Origin of the sequence: Pseudonocardia sp. 73-21 (assembly GCF_001899645.1) — a bacterium.
Classification (GTDB): domain Bacteria; phylum Actinomycetota; class Actinomycetes; order Mycobacteriales; family Pseudonocardiaceae; genus Pseudonocardia.
Genome location: NZ_MKVV01000111.1, coordinates 168,145 through 185,168 on the forward strand (window position 1 = coordinate 168,145; position 17,024 = coordinate 185,168).

Sequence of the window (17,024 nt, forward strand, 5' to 3'; positions counted from 1 at the left end):
CGGGAGCCGCAATGCGCGTCCGGCCCGGGAGGCGAGGACCACACGTCGTAGGATCGGCGGCCGTGACACCTACGGGGAACACGCGCACCCGGGCCGTCGACGAGCTGGCCGACCTGGTGCGACCGGCGATCCGGGCGGTGTCCCGGAGCGCCCCCCGGATCGTGCAGGGTGTCGCGCTGGTGCTCACGTTCATGGCGCTGTTCGCGCTGATCGGGGCCGGTCTGGACGATCGCACGATCTCCGCGAACCAGGCCGTCGCCCAGGCGCAGGTGCTCGACGGCTCCACGTTCTTCCGCACGCTGGTGCAGTTCACGGCGGCCGACGGTCAGGCCCACACCCCCGAGCTCGGGGTGTTCTACCCGCGCGGCCTGGAGCCGGGCACCACGGTCGCCGTCGAGTACGACGTGACGAATCCCGATCTGGTGCGGGTGGCCGGTCGCACCTTCCTGTCCGGCGTGCTGCCGCTCGGCGTCGGCATCGTCGTGGTGTGGGCGATCGCGGTCCCGTACTCGATGTGGTTGCGCCGCCGTCGGCTCTAGTCCCTCGAAGCACCGACGTCCTCGGTCTCGACCGGTTCGCCGTCGCCGACCGCCCGTCACGGTCCCGCGCGCGGAGCCGCCGCTGCCCCCGAGGTCCGACGAGGCGCTGGGCGCGCGCAGCGTCGGCCCGTGGCACCAGCTGGCGCCGGGGCGGAAGACGGCAGAGACCCCCTACGACGCGAGGGGCGCCACGCCTGGCTGACCTCCGTCAGCGGGTCTGCCACCAGGTCAGGACCCCGTCCAGTGCTCCCGGGGCCGCGACGATCATCATCCCGGTCGGGAGGGGGTCGGGGTGGCCGGCGCCGTCCACCACCAGCGCACCGGCCTCCGTCGCCAGGCACACCGCACCCGCGACGTCCCACTCCTGGAAGTGGTCGAGCACCGCGGCGACGGCGTGGCCCAGCGCCACCTGGGTGATCGCGAGCGCGGCCGAACCCAGCACCCGGACGCCCGCGTGCGCGGCGGCGGCCCGGCGGGTGAACCCCGGGGCGGTGTCGAGGGTGAGCTCGGCGCACACCAGCCCGCCGACCGGGCTGCGCGGCGCGACCCGCACGGGCACGCCGTTGGCGCGCACCCCGCGGCCCCGGGCGGCGGCGTAGATCTGGGCGCGGCTGGGGTCGGCGATCACCCCGACCACGGGGCCGAGCGCGTCCACCAGCGCGAGGCTGTAGGCGCACCACGGGAAGCCGGAGACGTAGTTGGCCGTGCCGTCCACCGGGTCGACCACCCACCGGTAGGGGGCCGTGGCCGCACCCGCGTCGGAGCCGTACTCCTCCCCGACGACCGGGACGCCCGGGAAGTCGGCGGCCAGCACCCGGCGGGTGTGGCGTTCCAGGGTGCGGTCGGTGTCGGTGACCCAGTCGAACGGGTTGGCCTTGTGCCCCGCCCCCGCCTGGATCTCCCGGCCTGCGGTGGCCGTGATGACCTCGGCGGCGTCGTTGGCCAACCTCCCCGCCACCTCGAGCGCGCGGGACAGCAGCCCCGGGTCGACCTGGGGCGGGTTCTGCTGCTGGAGGGTCATACCCGCCGAGCGTCGGGGGCGCCGGTGTCCCGGACACGACCCGAAGATGACGTGTTGTCGATCACCGGGCCAACTGTGCGGCCCGGCACGTGCTGTTGGTGCGGTGTTCGGCGACCCGTCAACCCGACGACGGCCCCGCGGCCGGCGGCTGGGGCACGTTCCACCCGTGAGAGTCGCGATCGTCTCGGAGTGCTTCCTGCCCGTCGTCAACGGAGTCACCAACTCGGTGTTACGGGTCGTGGAACACCTGAGGCGCGCGGGCCACGAGGTGCTGGTGATCGCCCCGGGGCTGGACGGCCCCACCGAGTACGAGGGTGCGCGCGTGGTGCGGATCCCCGCGGTGGACCTGCCCGTCGTGTCGTCGATGCCGGTGGGGGTGCCGAGCCGGCGCGTGCTCACGGCCTTGCGGGAGTTCGCCCCCGACGTCGTGCACCTGGCGGCGCCGTTCGTCGTCGGTTTCCGGGGGCTCAACGCGGCCCGGCGCCTGGGGATCCCGACGGTGGCGGTCTACCAGACCGACGTGGCCGGTTTCGCGTCGTCGTACGGTCTCGGGCTCACGGCCCGGGCCGCGTGGCGCTGGACGTGCCGGCTGCACGGCCAGGCCGACCGCACCCTCGCCCCGTCGAGCTGGGCCACCGAGGCCTTGCGCGAGCGTGGGGTGCCGCGCGTGCACCAGTGGGCGCGCGGCGTCGACACCAGCCGGTTCACCCCGTCCAAACGGGACGCTCGCCTGCGCGCCGAGCTGGCGCCGGACGGCGAGCTGCTCGTCGGCTACGTCGGCCGGCTCGCGCCGGAGAAGCAGGTGGAACGGCTCACCGCGCTCGCCGACGTGCCCGGGACGCGGCTGGTGGTGGTCGGCGACGGCCCCGGCGAGGAGCGCCTGCGCGCCGCGCTGCCGTCGGCGGCGTTCCTCGGCTTCCGCGGCGGCGACGAGCTGGCCCGGATCTACGCCTCGCTCGACGTGTTCGTCCACACCGGACCGTCGGAGACGTTCTGCCAGGCGGTACAGGAGGCGCTCGCCTCGGGGGTGCCGGTGGTGGCGCCGAACGCGGGCGGCCCGCGCGACCTGGTGCTGCCCGGCCGCACCGGGTTCCTCGTGCCGCCGCGACCGGTGGGCACCGACGCCGACGACCCCGACGCGATCGCCGCCGACGCCGTGCTGCGCGCGGCCGTCGTCACCCTCACCGACGACGCCACCCGCGCCCGTTTCGGCTCGTCGGCGCGGCGGTCGGTGCTGCGCAAGACCTGGAGCACGGTCTGCGACGAGCTGCTGGCGCACTACGCCGAGGTCCTCGGCGCGGCGGCCGCCGCTGCCGCGTAGTGCGCATCGTCCAGCTCGCCAACTTCTACGGGCCCCGCTCCGGCGGCCTGCGCACCGCGCTGCACCACCTGGGCGCGGGCTACGCCGGGCGCGGCCACGAGGTGGTGCTCGTCGTGCCCGGCCACCGCGGGGCCGACGAGGTGCTCCCGTCCGGGATCCGGCGGATCACCGTCGCCGCGCCGCAGCTGCCCGGCACCGGGGGCTACCGGGCCGTCGACCCGTGGCGGGTGACGCGGTTGCTGGAGCGGCTGCGCCCGGACGCGATCGAGGTCTCCGACCGGCTGACCCTGCGCGGGCTCGGCCGCTGGGCGCAGCGCCACGACGTGCCCGGCATCGTGATCTCCCACGAGCGCCTCGACCGGCTGCTGACGCAGTTCCTGCTGCCCGAGCCCGCCGCCCGCCGCGTCGCGGACGTGGCCAACGAGCGGATGGCCGACGCCTACGACACGGTCGTCTGCACCACCTCGTTCGCCCGGGCCGAGTTCGACCGGATCGGGGCCCGCAACGTCGCGCAGGTGCCCCTCGGCGTGGACCTGGCGACCTTCTCTCCGCGCCACCACTGCTCCGACCTGCGCTCGTCGCTCGCCCGCGACGCCGAGGTGCTGCTGGTCCACTGCGGACGGCTGTCGGCGGAGAAGCACCCCGAGCGCAGCATCGACACGCTCGCCCTGATGCACGACGCCGGGCACCGCGTGCGGCTCGTGGTGGCGGGGGACGGGCCGCGGCGGCCCGCGCTGGAACGCCGGGCGGCGGGGCTGCCGGTGACGTTCCTCGGGTTCGTGCCCGACCGCTACCGGCTCGCGACGCTCCTGGCCACGGCCGACGTCTCGCTCGCCCCCGGCCCGCACGAGACGTTCGGTCTCTCCGCGCTCGAGGCGCTGGCCAGCGGGACGCCGGTGGTGGTGTCGGCGAGCTCGGCGCTGCCGGAGATCGTCGGGGAGTCGGGCGCTGCGGCCGTCGACTCCTCGGAGGCCTTCGCGGCGGGCGTCACCACCCTGCTCGCGGCCGAGGAGGGAACGCGCCGTGCTGCGGCCCGCACCCGGGCCGAACGGTTCGGCTGGCCGGACTCCGTCACGCGGATGCTGGCCGCGCTCGGAACGTGAAACGGGCACCGCCCCCGTGCGGGGGCGGCGCCCGTGAGCTCGGCCAACCGGCGACCAGGCGTGCACGGTGGGTCCTGTGGGTGGTCTCGGCGGCGGGGGGCGGGTGTCGCCCCTCGACGCAGACCCAGGACGCTTCGGCCTCGTCGCGGCATGCTCCGCGTGGGTACCTGTTGCCCGAGCAGGATCACCGACCGGGGGGACGCACCTTCTCCGCCGATACGCCCTTGGCCTGCCGTTTCTCCTGAGACATGTCTACGCCGGACCTCCGCTCGTGACAAGGGTCACAGCATGATCGAGCGGTGAGCGGGCCCCGTCTCCCCCGACCGCGCGCCGTCGCTACGGTCCGTCGCGGGAGGTGCACGTGAGCGGGAACGCGCCGAAGAAGCCGGGGCGGAAGCCGGTGCGCAAGGCCGTGCGGCCGCCGTCGGCGCCGGTGGTCCTGGACGTCCGCGAGGTGTCGAAGGCCTTCGGCGGCCAGGCGGTGCTCGACCGCGTCTCGGTCCGCGTCCCCGCGGGCAGCGCCGTCGGGGTCGTCGGGCCGAACGGGGCGGGCAAGACCACCCTGCTGCGCTGCGTCGTGGGCAGCGAGGTGCCCGACTCCGGAGCGGTGCTGTTCGACGGGGAGAAGCGCGCCGAGACCGATCCGCGCTTCCGGGCCGACGTGGCGGTGCTCGTCGACGACCTGGACGTGTTCGGCGACCTGTCGGTGCTCGAGCACCTCGACCTCCTGGCGTGCGCGCACGGGGTGCCGGACGCCCGCGCGGTGGTGGACGCCGTGCTCGACGACGTCCGGCTGACCGCGTCCGCCGACCACCTCCCCGCCACGCTGTCGAGCGGTCAGCGCCGCCGGTTGGCGCTGGCGTCGCTGCTGGTGCGGCCACGGCGGCTGCTCGTGCTCGACGAGCCGGAGCAGCGGCTCGACACGGCCGGACGGGCCTGGCTCGTCGAGCGGCTGCGGGCGGAGAAGGCGGCCGGCCGGGCCCTGCTGTTCGCCTGCCACGACGACGAGATCCTGCACGCCGTCGCCGACGACGTCGTGCGGATCGGCGAGTGACCCCGCGGTGGCGTGACGTCCGCGCCCGGCTGCGGGGGATGCGCCGCGCGAAGCGGCCGTCGCTGATGACCGTGGCCGGGAACGTCTACCAGACGCTGCTCTACACGGTGATCATCGGCGGGGTGTTCGTCCAGGTCCTGCGCTCGGTGCTCGGCGACCTGCTGGTGCCGCCGGGCACCGGCACCCAGTACTGGCTCGGCGCCGCGACGGCGCTGCTGGGCCTCGCGCTGGTGCTGCGGGTGCTGCCGGCCCTGGGCCCGGTCACGGTCGGCCCGGCCGCGGCGTCCTGGCTGCTGGCCGCGCCGATCGACCGCGGCGCGTTCCTCGCGTCCCGCTACCTGCTGGTCGTGGCCGGTGGCGCGGTCGCCGGGGCCGCGGTGGGCGGGGCGGCGCTGCTGGTGGGGCTCACCGCGGACCTGCCCGGCGCGGTCGGCCTCGTGGTGTCCGCGGCGGCCGTCGGGGTGCTGCTGGCCGTGCTGGCCGTGTGGGCGCAGGTCCGCCGCGGCCGGGAGCGCGTGCTGGTGCGCACCGCGGGCGCCCTGACCGTGCCCGCCGTGGCGGGCATCGCGGTGGTCGTGCTGCTCGAACGCGCCGGCTCCGCGCCGCAGGCCCCGCCCGGTGGCGCCGCGACGGAGGCACTGGTCGGGGTCGCCGTGGTCGCGCTCGTGCCGGCCGTGGTGGCCGCCGTGCTGGGGCGGCTGCGGCTGCGCGGCCTCGACCGCACCGCCGTGACCGCGGCCGGCCCGCTGATCGCGGCGCTGACGCTGAGCGTGGGGTTCATGGACGGCTCGATCACCACGGGCGTCTCGCGGGAGCGGCGGCTGCAGGCGATCGGCACCGTGCGGTGGGCGCGGCGGTTGCGCGGCAGCCGGCGCCGCGCGCTGGTGCTCGCCGACCTCCGGCGGATGGCGCGGGCCCGTTCCGCCCTGGCCACGGCCGTCGCGCTGCTGGTGGTGCCCTACCTGGCGTCGGTGGTCGTGCCGCCGCGGGTGGTGCCGATCGCCCAGCTGCTGGGCGCGACGCTGGCCGCGGGCGGCCTCGCCGACGGGCTGCGCGCCGTCGCGGCCTCGCGCGGCCTGCGCCGCAGCCTCGGCGGCACGAACCCCGACCTGCTGGCCCTGCACGGCGTCGGCCCGGCGGCGGTGGCCGTGCTGTGGACGCTCCTGGTGGCGCCCGCGGGCGGGTCGGTCCTGTCGCTCGTGCTCGTACCGGTGAGCGCGCTCGCCGTGGTCGTACGGTTCGCGACGCGCCCACCCCGCACCTACGGGGGGTCGATGGTCGACACCGGCGTGGGGCTCGGGCCGCTGCCGGTCGGCATGCTGGTGGAGCTCTCGCGGGGCCCGCTGCTGTTCGTCGTGCTGGCCGGGGTCCAGCTGCTGGCGGGCTGACACGCCGCGACCGGCGCGGCGCCGTAGGCTCGACCCGTGAGCCGCGCCGACCTCGACAAGAACCCCCGTGACGTCGCCGCGATGTTCGACGGTGTCGCGCGCCGCTACGACCTCACCAACACCGTGCTCACCGCGGGGCAGGACCGCCGCTGGCGCACGCTGACCCGCGCGGCGCTGGACCTGCAGCCGGGGGAGAAGGTGCTCGACCTCGCCGCCGGCACCGCGGTGTCCACGGTGGAGCTGGCCCGCTCGGGCGCGTGGTGCGTGGCCGCGGACTTCTCGATCGGGATGCTGCGCGCCGGCGCCCGCCGCGAGGTGCCCAAGGTGGCGGCCGACGCGCTCGCCCTGCCGTTCCAGGACGCGTCCTTCGACGCCGTGACGATCTCGTTCGGCCTGCGCAACGTCGCCGACCCCGACGTGGCGCTGGCCGAGCTCGCGCGCGTCACCCGGCCCGGCGGGCGGCTCGTCGTCTGCGAGTTCGGCCGCCCCACGTGGGCGCCCTTCCGCGCCGCCTACTTCCTCGGGCTGGAGCGGATCCTGCCCGCCGTGGCCGAGCGCGTGTCGAGCAACCCCGAGGCCTACACCTACCTGGGTGAGTCGATCCGGGCCTGGTCGCCGCAGCCCGACCTGGCCGCCCGCATCGCCGAGGCGGGCTGGGGCCAGGTGGGCTGGCGCAACCTCGTCGGCGGCGCCGTGGCGCTGCACCGGGCCCGCCGCACCTAGTACGTCATGATCGTCTCCGCCGCAACGTGACGTGGTCGACGGAGCGCGTCACGGTGCGCAGTTCGTCGTCACATGCCCTCTCCGCTGCGACGACGTCGCGCGACGGCGTCCGTCCGCGTCCGCGGGGTCCGGTTCCGGACCCCGGGGGGTCGCGCGCTCCGCCGTTCGCGTGCTTAGACTCACACCGACTTCGTGAAAACCTTCACAAGTAGAAGTTAGGTTCGCCTGGGTCCGGCCGGGACGGCGTTTCGGCCTAGGGTCGGCGCCGGGTGAGCAAGATCCCAACAGACGTTCCGTCGCGACAACGGCGGCTGCAGACGACGAGGGTGCACGGATGCTCGATCCTTATCTCCCGCTGGTGTTGATGTTCGCCCTGGCCGGGGCGTTCGCGCTGTTCTCCGTGACGGCCGCCCCGTACGTCGGCCCGCGCCGCTACAACCGCGCCAAGCTCGACGCGTACGAGTGCGGCATCGAGCCCTCGCCGGACCCCGTCGTCGGCGGCGGCCGCATGCCGGTCGCCTACTACCTCACGGCGATGCTCTTCATCCTGTTCGACATCGAGATGGTCTTCCTCTACCCGTTCGCGGTCAGCGCCGACCAGCTCGGCCTGTTCGGGCTGGTGGAGATCGTGCTGTTCATCGTCACCGTCGGCTTCGCCTACGCCTACGTGTGGCGGCGCGGCGGACTGGATTGGAACTGACATGGGTCTCGAAGAGAACCTGCCCAGCGGCGTCCTGCTGACCAGCGTCGAGAAGCTGGTCAACTGGACCCGGAAGTCGTCGCTGTGGCCCGCCACCTTCGGGTTGGCCTGCTGCGCGATCGAGATGATGACCACCGGCGCCCCGCGCTACGACCTCGCCCGCTTCGGCATGGAGGTCTTCCGCGCCTCGCCGCGCCAGGCCGACCTGATGATCGTCGCGGGTCGCGTGAGCAACAAGATGGCCCCGGTCCTGCGCCAGATCTACGACCAGATGCCCGAGCCCCGCTGGGTGCTCGCGATGGGCGTCTGCGCTTCGTCGGGCGGCATGTTCAACAACTACGCCGTCGTCCAGGGCGTCGACCACGTCGTGCCCGTCGACATGTACCTGCCCGGCTGCCCGCCGCGGCCGGAGATGCTGATGGACGCGATCCTCAAGATCCACGCCAAGATCATGGACGAGCCGCTGGGCGTCAAGCGCGCCGCGGAGCTGGCCGAGAGCGGGTACAAAACCGAGCTCGTCCCGTCGTCGATCAAGTACGCGAAGAAGAAGTGAGCCATGCCTGACGACACGACGGGCACCTCCAAGGAGAGTGCCGAGCCCACGGGCGGGGAGCAGTCCTCCGCCGAGGCGAGCGGCGCCGACACCGCCGCCCAGCGCGCGGCCGGCGGTGAGACCCCCCGGAGCGGTGAGGTCGAGCAGGCGCCGGTCGACGCGGAGGGCGCCGAGGTCAACCGCACGGGCGTCACCGCCGAGGGCGGCACCCGTCCGGCCCCGTCCCGCGCCCGCGAGGGCATGTTCGGCATCCACGGCACCGGCGACACGTCCGGCTTCGGCGGCCTGCGGCTGCCCGGCTACGCGCCGGCGCCGGCCGAGCGGCCCTTCGGCGGCTGGTTCGACGAGTTCGCCGACGACTTCGCCGAGGCGCTCCGCGAACGCGGCATCGCCCGCGGCGCGGTCCAGCAGATCACCATCGACCGCGGCGAGATCACGTTCTACGTGCAGCGGGACGCCATCCTCGATCTCTGCCGCACCCTGCGCGACGACGAGGGCCTGCGCTTCGAGCTGTGCTCGTCGATCTCCGGCGTCGACTACGGCTCCGCTGATGGCAGTGGCGACGTCGTGCAGCGCTTGCACGTCGTCTACCACCTGACGTCGCTCACCTACCGCCGCCGCATCCGGCTGGAGGTCGCGCTCGACGTCGAGGACGCGCACGTGCCCAGCGTCGTCGAGGTCTACCCCACGGCCGACTGGCACGAGCGCGAGACCTGGGACATGTTCGGCGTCGTCTTCGACGGCCACCCGGCGCTGACCCGCATCCTCATGCCCGACGACTGGGACGGCCACCCCCAGCGCAAGGACTACCCGCTCGGCGGGATCCCGGTGGAGTACAAGGGCGGTGCGGAGATCCCGCCGCCGGATGAGCGGAGGTCCTACTCATGACCGAGCCCACCCCCACCCCCGCAGAAGAGCGCCGCACCACCGAGGGGTCGGTCTACACCGTCACCGGTGGCGACTGGGACACCCTCATCGACTCCGACCACGACGACCGCATCGTCATCAACATGGGTCCGCAGCACCCGTCCACCCACGGCGTGCTGCGGCTGGTGCTGGAGCTCGAGGGCGAGACGGTGCAGCAGGCCCGGTCGGTCATCGGCTACCTGCACACCGGCATCGAGAAGAACTGCGAGTACCGCACCTGGACCCAGGGCGTCACGTTCGTGACGCGCATGGACTACCTGGCGCCGCTGTTCAACGAGGCCGGCTACTGCCTGGGCGTCGAGAAGCTGCTCGGCATCGAGGTGCCACGCCGCGCCCAGCAGGCCCGCGTGCTGCTCATGGAGCTCAACCGCATCGGCTCGCACCTGGTGTGCCTGGCCACCGGCGGCATGGAGCTCGGCGCGCTCACCGGCATGACGGCCGGGTTCCGCGAGCGCGAGGAGGTGCTGCACCTGCTGGAGTTCCTCACCGGGCTGCGCATGAACCACGCCTACATCCGCCCGGGCGGCCTCTCGCAGGACTTCCCCGCTGGCTGGGCCGAGAAGGTCACCGACTTCATCAAGGTCATGCGCTCGCGCCTGCCCGACTACGACAAGCTGCTCACCGACCAGCCGATCTGGCGCCAGCGCCTGGAGAACGTCGGCTACCTGCCGCTCGACGGCTGCCTGGCGCTGGGCGCCACGGGCCCGATCCTGCGCTCGGCCGGCCTGCCCTGGGACCTGCGCAAGATCGAGCCGTACTCCGGCTACGAGGAGTACGACTTCGAGGTCCCGACGGCCACCGAGGCCGACTGCTACGCCCGCTACCGGCTGCGCGTCGCGGAGATGCACGAGTCGCTCAAGATCGTCGAGCAGGTTGTGAAGAACATGGAGCCCGGCCCGGTGATGGTCGCCGACCAGAAGGTGGCCTGGCCCGCGCAGCTCTCGGTCGGCTCCGACGGCATGGGCAACACCCTGGAGCACGTCCGCAAGATCATGGGTCAGTCGATGGAGTCGCTGATCCACCACTTCAAGCTGGTCACCGAGGGTTTCCACGTGCCCGCGGGCCAGGTGTACTCCACCGTCGAGTCGCCGCGTGGCGAGCTCGGCTTCCACCTGGTCTCCGACGGCGGCACGCGCCCGGTGCGCGTCCACGTGCGCGAGCCCAGCTTCGTGAACCTGCAGACGATGCCGGCGATGAGCGAGGGCGGCATGGTCGCCGACGTCATCGCGGCCGTCGCCAGCATCGACCCGGTGATGGGGGGCGTGGACCGATGAGCGGCGACGCAATCTTCCCCGCGGAGGCGCAGTCATGACCGACGTTTTCGACGACCTCACGCGGCAGCGGTCGAAGGAGATCATCGCCCAGTACCCGCAGTCGCGGTCGGCGCTGCTGCCGCTGCTGCACCTCGTGCAGTCGGTGGAGGGCTTCGTCAGCCAGGGCGGCATCCGTTTCTGTGCCGACGAGCTGGAGCTGACCACCGCCGAGGTCTCCGCGGTGGCCACCTTCTACACGATGTACAAGCGCACGCCGTGCGGCGAGCACATCGTCAGCGTCTGCACCAACACGCTCTGCGCGGTGCTCGGCGGGGACGACATCTACCAGCGGCTGTCCGACAAGCTCGGGGTCGGCCACGAGGAGACGGCGGGGGAGCCCGGCACCACGGGGTCCATCACGCTCGAGCACGCCGAGTGCCTCGCGGCCTGCGACCTCGCGCCGGTGCTGCAGGTCAACTACGAGTTCTACGACAACCAGAGCGTCGAGTCCGCCGAGACGCTCGTGGACGCGTTGCAGCGCGGCGAGAAACCGCACCCCACCCGCGGCGCGCCGCTCACCGACTTCAAGACCGTCGAGCTGGAGCTGGCCGGGATCTTCCCCGACCTGGAGCACAGCGTGGAGGGCCAGTCCACGGCACCGGAGACGATGCGCGGTGCCGCGCTCGCCTCGGACCGCGGCTGGCTCGCCCCCGCGATGCCCGATTCCGCGCCCGCGTTCCCCGAGCTGCCGGAGAAGAAGTGACGACATGCCCGATCAGCTGACGCCCGTCCTCACCCGCCGCTGGCAGAGCCCGCGCTCGTGGTCGATCGGGACCTACGAGGAGCTCGAGGGCTACCAGGCCCTGCGCCACGCCCTCACCGCCCAACCCGACCAGCTCATCCAGCTGGTCAAGGACTCCGGCCTGCGCGGTCGCGGCGGCGCGGGCTTCCCCACGGGCATGAAGTGGGGCTTCATCCCGCAGGGGGCCACCGGCCCGGGCGCGAAGCCCAAGTACCTCGTGATCAACGCCGACGAGGGCGAGCCGGGCACCTGCAAGGACATCCCGACGATGATGGCCGACCCGCACTCGCTCATCGAGGGCTGCATCATCACGAGCTTCGCGATCCGCGCGAACTTCTGCGCGATCTACATCCGCGGCGAGGCGCTGCACCCCATCCGGCGCGTGCGCAACGCGGTGAACGAGGCCTACGCCATGGGCTACCTCGGCAAGGACATCCTCGGCTCGGGCTTCGACCTCGACATCGTGGTGCACGCCGGTGCGGGCGCCTACATCTGCGGCGAGGAGACGGCGCTGCTCGACTCGCTCGAAGGTCGTCGCGGTCAACCCCGCCTCAAGCCCCCGTTCCCGGCCACCTCGGGGCTCTACGCGTCGCCCACCGTGGTGAACAACGTGGAGACCATCGCCTCGGTTCCCGCCATCGTCCTGGGCGGAAGCGACTGGTTCCGCGAGATGGGCAGTGAGAAGTCGCCCGGCCCGAAGATCTACTCGGTGTCCGGCCACGTCGAGAAGCCCGGCCAGTACGAGGCCCCGCTCGGCATCACGTTGCGCCAGCTGCTGGAGCTCGCGGGCGGCATGAAGGGCGGCGTCCCGCTGAAGTTCTGGACGCCCGGCGGCTCGTCCACCCCGCTGTTCACCGCGGAGCACCTCGACGTCCCCCTGGACTTCGAGGGCGCGGCGGCCGCGGGGTCGATGCTCGGTACCACCGCGGTGCAGGTCTTCAACGAGACCGTGTCCGTGCCGTGGGCGGTCATGAAGTGGACCGAGTTCTACAAGCACGAGTCCTGCGGCAAGTGCACCCCCTGCCGCGAGGGCACCTACTGGCTCGCGCAGATCCTGGAGCGGATGGTGCACGGCGAGGGCACGCCCGAGGACGTCGAGACGATGCTCGACATCTGCGACAACATCCTCGGTCGGGCCTTCTGCGCCCTCGGTGACGGCGCCACCAGCCCGATCACCAGCGCGATCAAGTACTTCCGCCAGGAGTTCCTGGACCTGTGCGCGGCCCAACCCGCGGCACCCGTCGAACCTGCTGGAGCCATGGCGTGACACTCACTCAAGACTCGGGCACCGACACGACGCCCGTCCCCGAGGGCCACGTGCGGCTCACCATCGACGACCGGGTCGTCGACGCCCCCAAGGGCGAGCTGCTGATCCGCACCTGCGAGCGTCTCGGGATCATCGTCCCGCGGTTCTGTGACCACCCGCTGCTCGACCCGGCCGGCGCCTGCCGCCAGTGCCTTGTCGAGGTGGAGATGGGTGGACGGCCGATGCCCAAGCCGCAGGCCAGCTGCACGATGACGGTGGCCGACGGCATGGTCGTCCGGACTCAGCACACCTCGCCGGTGGCCGACAAGGCCCAGCAGGGCGTGATGGAGCTGCTGCTCATCAACCACCCGCTCGACTGCCCGATCTGCGACAAGGGCGGCGAGTGCCCCCTGCAGAACCAGGCGATGACGAACGGGCGCACCGAGAGCCGCTTCATCGAGGCCAAGCGGACGTTCCTCAAGCCGCTGCCGATCTCCACGCAGGTGCTGCTCGACCGCGAGCGCTGCGTGCTGTGCCAGCGCTGCACCCGGTTCTCCGAGCAGATCGCGGGCGACCCGTTCATCGAGCTGCTCGAACGTGGCTCGGACCAGCAGATCGGCGTCGCGGCCGACAAGCCGTTCCAGAGCTACTTCTCGGGCAACACCATCCAGATCTGCCCGGTCGGCGCCCTCACCAGCGACGCCTACCGCTTCCGGTCGCGCCCGTTCGACCTCGTGTCCACCCCCGGCGTGAGCGAGCACGACTCCGGTGGCGCCGCGATCCGCATCGACACCCGCCGCGGCACGGTCCTGCGTCGCCTGGCGGGCAACGACCCCGAGGTCAACGAGGAGTGGATCGACGACCGCACCCGGTTCGCGTTCCGCTACCTCTCCTCGGCCGGCCGGATCACCCGGCCGATGGTCCGCGGCGCCGACGGCGTGCTCGCCGAGACGTCCTGGACCGAGGCGCTGACGGCCGCCGCCGAGGGCCTCACCGCCGCCCGCGAAGGGGGCATCGGCGTGCTGGCCGGCGGCCGGCTCACCGTCGAGGACGCCTACGCGTACGCCAAGTTCGCCCGCGTCGCCGCCGGCACCAACGACGTCGACTTCCGCGCCCGGCCGAACTCGGCCGAGGAGCTCGACTTCCTCGCCGCCCACGTCGTCGGGCAGGGGCCCGAGGTGCTCAGCTACACGCGCCTCGAGGCCGCTCCCGCCGTGCTGTGCGTGGCCCTGGAGCCGGAGGAGGAGGCGCCCGTCGTCTTCCTCCGGCTGCGCAAGGCCGCCCAGAAGCACGGCCAGAAGGTGTTCCACCTCGGCCAGTGGACGACGCCCGCGGTCGAGCGCACCTCGCCCGAGACCGGCGTCGCGTCCCCCGCGGCGAAGAACAACCTGATCCCGGCCGTGCCGGGGGCCGAGGCGGCGGTGCTGGCCGACCTCCCCGCCCACGTGCTGGAGGCCCTCACCGGCGGCGGGGTGATCCTGGTCGGCGAGCGTGCCGCCGAGGTCCCCGGCCTCTACTCCGCGGTGTCGGCGCTGGCCGCCCGCACCGGGGCCACCGTCGGCTGGGTGCCGCGCCGGGCGGGGGACCGCGGGGCGCTGGAAGCCGGCGCCGTGCCCACCCTGCTGCCGGGCGGCCGCCCGGTGGCCGATGCGGCCGCGCGCGCCGAGGTCGAGCAGGCCTGGGGCCTGGCCGCGGGGAGCCTGCCGGCCACCCCGGGCCGCGACACCGACGAGATCCTCGCCGCCGCGGCGATGGGCGAGCTGGCCGCGCTGGTGGTGGGCGGGCTCGATCCCGCCGACCTCGCCGACCCGGCCGCCGCGCTCGCGGGTCTGCGCGAGGTGGGGTTCCTGGTCAGCCTGGAGCTGCACACCTCCGCGGTCACCGAGCTCGCCGACGTCGTGCTCCCGGTGGCCCCGGACGCCCAGCGCTCCGGCAGCTACCTCAACTGGGAGGGTCGCGTCCGCCCGTTCGGCCCGGCGCTGGACCCCAACGGGGTGCTGCCCGACTGCCGCGTGCTCGACACACTGGCCGTCGAGATGGACGTCGACCTGTTCACCCAGACCCCCGCCGCCGCGGCGGGCGAGCTGACCCGGCTCGGCGTGCGCTCCGGCACCGCCCCGGCCGCCCCCGCCGTGGCCGCGTCGGCGCCGCAGCGGCCCGGCTTCGGCCAGGCCGTGCTCGCCTCGTGGCGCCAGCTCGTCGACGACGGGTCGCTGTCGGTCGACGAGCCCGCACTGGCGGGCACGGCGCGGCGGCCGGTCGCCCGGCTGAACGCCGCCACGGCCGAGCGCCTCGGCCTCACCGAGGGCGCGCCGGCCACGGTGCGCACCGAGCGCGGTGCGATCACGCTGCCGGTGGCGCTCGCAGACCTACCCGACGGCGTCGTGTGGCTGCCGGGCAACTCCGGTGAATCCCGCGTCCGCGCCGTCCTCGGTGCCGGACACGGCGACCTGGTGGGAGTCACGGCATGAACACCCTCTGGCTGGCCCAGGACCCCGCGCCCGCGGGCGGGCTGACCCGCACCCAGCAGCTGCTGGCCGACGACCCGCTCTGGCTGATCATCCTGAAGGTCGTGGCGCTGTTCGCCATCGGCGTGGTGCTGACGCTCTTCATGATCAACTGGGAGCGCAAGGTGGTGGGGCGGATGCAGCAGCGTCCCGGCCCCAACCGCACCGGCCCCGGCGGCTGGCTGCAGAGCCTCGCCGACGGGCTGAAGCTGGCGTTCAAGGAAGACATCATGCCGGTGATGGCCGACAAGAAGGTCTACTTCATCGCGCCGGTCGTCTCCACGATCCCCGCCTTCGTCGCGTTCTCGGTCATCCCGTTCGGCGGTGAGGTCTCGATCTTCGGCGAGCCCACCGTGCTGCAGCTCGTGGACCTGCCGGTCGGCGTGCTCGTCGTGCTGGCCTGCTCCTCGATCGGCGTCTACGGCATCGTGCTCGGCGGATGGGCGTCCGGCTCGCCGTACCCGCTGCTCGCCGCGCTGCGCAGCGCCGCCCAGGTGATCTCCTACGAGATCGCGCTCGGCCTGTCGGTGGTGGGCGTCGTGCTCTACGCGCACTCCCTGTCCACGGCCGACATCGTGGCCTCGCAACAGGCGAACCTGTGGAACGTCATCGTGCTGCTGCCGAGCTTCGTGGTCTTCGTGATCGCGATGGTGGGCGAGACAAACCGCGCACCGTTCGACCTCCCCGAGGCCGAGTCCGAGCTGGTCGGCGGGTTCCACACCGAGTACTCGTCGCTGAAGTTCGCGCTGTTCTTCCTCGCCGAGTACGTCAACATGGTCACCGTCTCGGCGATGGCCACCACGCTGTTCCTCGGCGGCGGCAGCATCCCGGGACTGCCGGACGTCAGCGGCTGGTGGCAGTTCCTCGCGTTCCTCGTGAAGATGTTCATCTTCCTGTTCGTCTTCATCTGGCTGCGCGGCACGCTGCCCCGGCTGCGCTACGACCAGTTCATGCGGCTGGGCTGGAAGGTCCTCGTGCCGGTCAGCCTGCTGTGGATCCTGCTGATCTTCGCGATCCGCGCGTTCCGCAACACCGGCGGCAGCACCGCGGCACTGATCATCACCCTGGGTATCGTCGTGGCGGTCGTGCTGATCATCGCCTTCCTCGTGCCGGACCGGAAGGGCCCGCGCGAGCAGGTCGTCGAGCTGGCGTCGGACTACCCCGTGCCACCGCTGGACCTCGTCGTCCCGACGCCGTCCCGCCACAAGCTGCGCAGCCGGGCCGCCGAGACCCGCAGGTCCCGGGAACGCGCACTCACCGGCAAGGAGACCGAGTAGATGTTCGAGTTCTTCAAGGGCTTCGGGGTCACCTTCTCGACGATGTTCAAGAAGGTCGTCACCGAGGAGTACCCGGAGAACTTCCCTCCGGCCGCTCCCCGCTACCACGGGCGCCACCAGCTCAACCGGCACCCGGACGGCCTCGAGAAGTGCGTCGGCTGCGAGCTGTGCGCCTGGGCCTGCCCGGCCGACGCGATCTACGTCGAGGGCGGCAACAACACCGAGGAGCAGCGCTTCTCCCCGGGCGAGCGCTACGGCGCCGTCTACCAGATCAACTACCTGCGCTGCATCGGCTGCGGGTTGTGCATCGAGGCGTGCCCCACGCGGTCGCTGACGATGACCAACTTCTACGAGATGGCCGACGACGACCGGCAGAAGCTGATCTACACGAAGGAAGACCTCATGGCCCCGCTGCTGGCGGGCATGGAGCAGCCGCCGCACCCCATGCGGCTCGGCGAGAACGAGCAGGACTACTACGTGCAGGGCCCGACCCTGGCACGGAAGAACCCGGAGACCGATCCGGTGGGAGAGCAGGTCGTATGAGCGGGCCCGCGAATCATCCGCAGCGCCGGACCCAGTGCCGACCGAGCGTCAGCGAGGGAGTGCGATG

The 17,024-nt window shown here is 73.0% G+C and carries 16 protein-coding genes; 15 read left to right on the forward strand and 1 reads right to left on the reverse strand.

Annotation, left to right across the window (positions count from 1 at the left end; genetic code table 11):
* Window positions 1-62 precede the first annotated feature (62 nt).
* On the forward strand, window positions 63-539 hold the full coding sequence (locus BGP03_RS35615) for a DUF3592 domain-containing protein (protein WP_296373231.1): 477 nt from the start codon (window positions 63-65) through the stop codon (window positions 537-539).
* A gap of 208 nt (window positions 540-747) precedes the next feature.
* On the opposite strand, the gene BGP03_RS35620 is transcribed toward BGP03_RS35615, so the two are convergent.
* A complete protein-coding gene (locus BGP03_RS35620) occupies window positions 748-1,560 on the reverse strand; it encodes an inositol monophosphatase family protein (protein WP_298800987.1) in 813 nt (270 codons plus the stop codon).
* 166 nt (window positions 1,561-1,726) lie between these two features.
* Between BGP03_RS35620 and BGP03_RS35625 the strand changes: the two genes are divergently transcribed.
* From BGP03_RS35625 to nuoI, 14 genes are all read left to right on the forward strand, one after another.
* The gene (locus BGP03_RS35625) at window positions 1,727-2,881 is read left to right on the forward strand and encodes a glycosyltransferase family 1 protein (protein WP_296366888.1); all 1,155 of its coding nucleotides are present in this window, start codon (window positions 1,727-1,729) and stop codon (window positions 2,879-2,881) included.
* The gene (locus BGP03_RS35630; protein WP_296366886.1) at window positions 2,881-3,984 is read left to right on the forward strand and encodes a glycosyltransferase; all 1,104 of its coding nucleotides are present in this window, start codon (window positions 2,881-2,883) and stop codon (window positions 3,982-3,984) included. The genes BGP03_RS35625 and BGP03_RS35630 overlap by 1 nt, the downstream gene beginning before the upstream one ends.
* A 361-nt stretch (window positions 3,985-4,345) precedes the next feature.
* Window positions 4,346-5,038 (forward strand): ABC transporter ATP-binding protein, encoded by a 693-nt coding sequence (locus BGP03_RS35635; RefSeq protein ID WP_296366885.1) that lies wholly within the window; start codon window positions 4,346-4,348, stop codon window positions 5,036-5,038.
* Window positions 5,035-6,426: a DUF6297 family protein gene (locus BGP03_RS35640; RefSeq protein ID WP_296366883.1), complete on the forward strand. Its 1,392-nt coding sequence runs from the start codon at window positions 5,035-5,037 to the stop codon at window positions 6,424-6,426. Before BGP03_RS35635 ends, BGP03_RS35640 begins: the two co-directional genes overlap by 4 nt.
* A 36-nt stretch (window positions 6,427-6,462) precedes the next feature.
* A complete protein-coding gene (locus tag BGP03_RS35645; RefSeq protein ID WP_296366882.1) occupies window positions 6,463-7,149 on the forward strand; it encodes a demethylmenaquinone methyltransferase in 687 nt (228 codons plus the stop codon).
* Window positions 7,150-7,483: 334 nt separating this feature from the next.
* On the forward strand, window positions 7,484-7,849 hold the full coding sequence (locus BGP03_RS35650; protein ID WP_292853703.1) for an NADH-quinone oxidoreductase subunit A: 366 nt from the start codon (window positions 7,484-7,486) through the stop codon (window positions 7,847-7,849).
* Window position 7,850: 1 nt separating this feature from the next.
* The gene (locus tag BGP03_RS35655) at window positions 7,851-8,402 is read left to right on the forward strand and encodes an NADH-quinone oxidoreductase subunit B (protein WP_292853701.1); all 552 of its coding nucleotides are present in this window, start codon (window positions 7,851-7,853) and stop codon (window positions 8,400-8,402) included.
* A 3-nt stretch (window positions 8,403-8,405) separates the two neighbouring features.
* Window positions 8,406-9,290 carry an NADH-quinone oxidoreductase subunit C gene (locus tag BGP03_RS35660; protein ID WP_292853699.1) on the forward strand — a complete coding sequence of 295 codons (885 nt, stop codon included), beginning with the start codon at window positions 8,406-8,408 and terminating at the stop codon, window positions 9,288-9,290.
* Window positions 9,287-10,603: an NADH-quinone oxidoreductase subunit D gene (locus BGP03_RS35665; RefSeq protein ID WP_292853697.1), complete on the forward strand. Its 1,317-nt coding sequence runs from the start codon at window positions 9,287-9,289 to the stop codon at window positions 10,601-10,603. Before BGP03_RS35660 ends, BGP03_RS35665 begins: the two co-directional genes overlap by 4 nt.
* A gap of 34 nt (window positions 10,604-10,637) precedes the next feature.
* Window positions 10,638-11,345: an NADH-quinone oxidoreductase subunit NuoE gene (gene nuoE / locus BGP03_RS35670; RefSeq protein WP_298800985.1), complete on the forward strand. Its 708-nt coding sequence runs from the start codon at window positions 10,638-10,640 to the stop codon at window positions 11,343-11,345.
* A 4-nt stretch (window positions 11,346-11,349) separates the two neighbouring features.
* Window positions 11,350-12,651, forward strand: coding sequence for an NADH-quinone oxidoreductase subunit NuoF (gene nuoF, locus BGP03_RS35675; RefSeq protein WP_298800984.1), 1,302 nt, complete (start codon window positions 11,350-11,352; stop codon window positions 12,649-12,651).
* Complete coding sequence (locus tag BGP03_RS35680; RefSeq protein ID WP_292853691.1) at window positions 12,648-15,101, forward strand: NADH-quinone oxidoreductase subunit G; 2,454 nt, start codon at window positions 12,648-12,650, stop codon at window positions 15,099-15,101. The genes nuoF and BGP03_RS35680 overlap by 4 nt, the downstream gene beginning before the upstream one ends.
* A 41-nt stretch (window positions 15,102-15,142) precedes the next feature.
* Window positions 15,143-16,414, forward strand: coding sequence for an NADH-quinone oxidoreductase subunit NuoH (gene nuoH, locus BGP03_RS35685; protein WP_298801061.1), 1,272 nt, complete (start codon window positions 15,143-15,145; stop codon window positions 16,412-16,414).
* Window positions 16,415-16,957, forward strand: a complete 543-nt coding sequence (gene nuoI / locus BGP03_RS35690; protein WP_292853687.1) for an NADH-quinone oxidoreductase subunit NuoI — start codon at window positions 16,415-16,417, stop codon at window positions 16,955-16,957. It abuts the gene before it with no gap.
* Window positions 16,958-17,024: the final 67 nt, after the last annotated feature.

Coding starts and splice junctions, on each gene's coding strand:
- BGP03_RS35620 (WP_298800987.1), bottom strand. CDS start 1,560: ATGACCCTCCAGCAGCAGAACCCGCCCCAGGTCGACCCGGGGCTGCTG.
- BGP03_RS35665 (WP_292853697.1), top strand. CDS start 9,287: ATGACCGAGCCCACCCCCACCCCCGCAGAAGAGCGCCGCACCACCGAG.
- nuoE (WP_298800985.1), top strand. CDS start 10,638: ATGACCGACGTTTTCGACGACCTCACGCGGCAGCGGTCGAAGGAGATC.
- BGP03_RS35660 (WP_292853699.1), top strand. CDS start 8,406: ATGCCTGACGACACGACGGGCACCTCCAAGGAGAGTGCCGAGCCCACG.
- BGP03_RS35655 (WP_292853701.1), top strand. CDS start 7,851: ATGGGTCTCGAAGAGAACCTGCCCAGCGGCGTCCTGCTGACCAGCGTC.
- nuoF (WP_298800984.1), top strand. CDS start 11,350: ATGCCCGATCAGCTGACGCCCGTCCTCACCCGCCGCTGGCAGAGCCCG.
- nuoI (WP_292853687.1), top strand. CDS start 16,415: ATGTTCGAGTTCTTCAAGGGCTTCGGGGTCACCTTCTCGACGATGTTC.
- BGP03_RS35650 (WP_292853703.1), top strand. CDS start 7,484: ATGCTCGATCCTTATCTCCCGCTGGTGTTGATGTTCGCCCTGGCCGGG.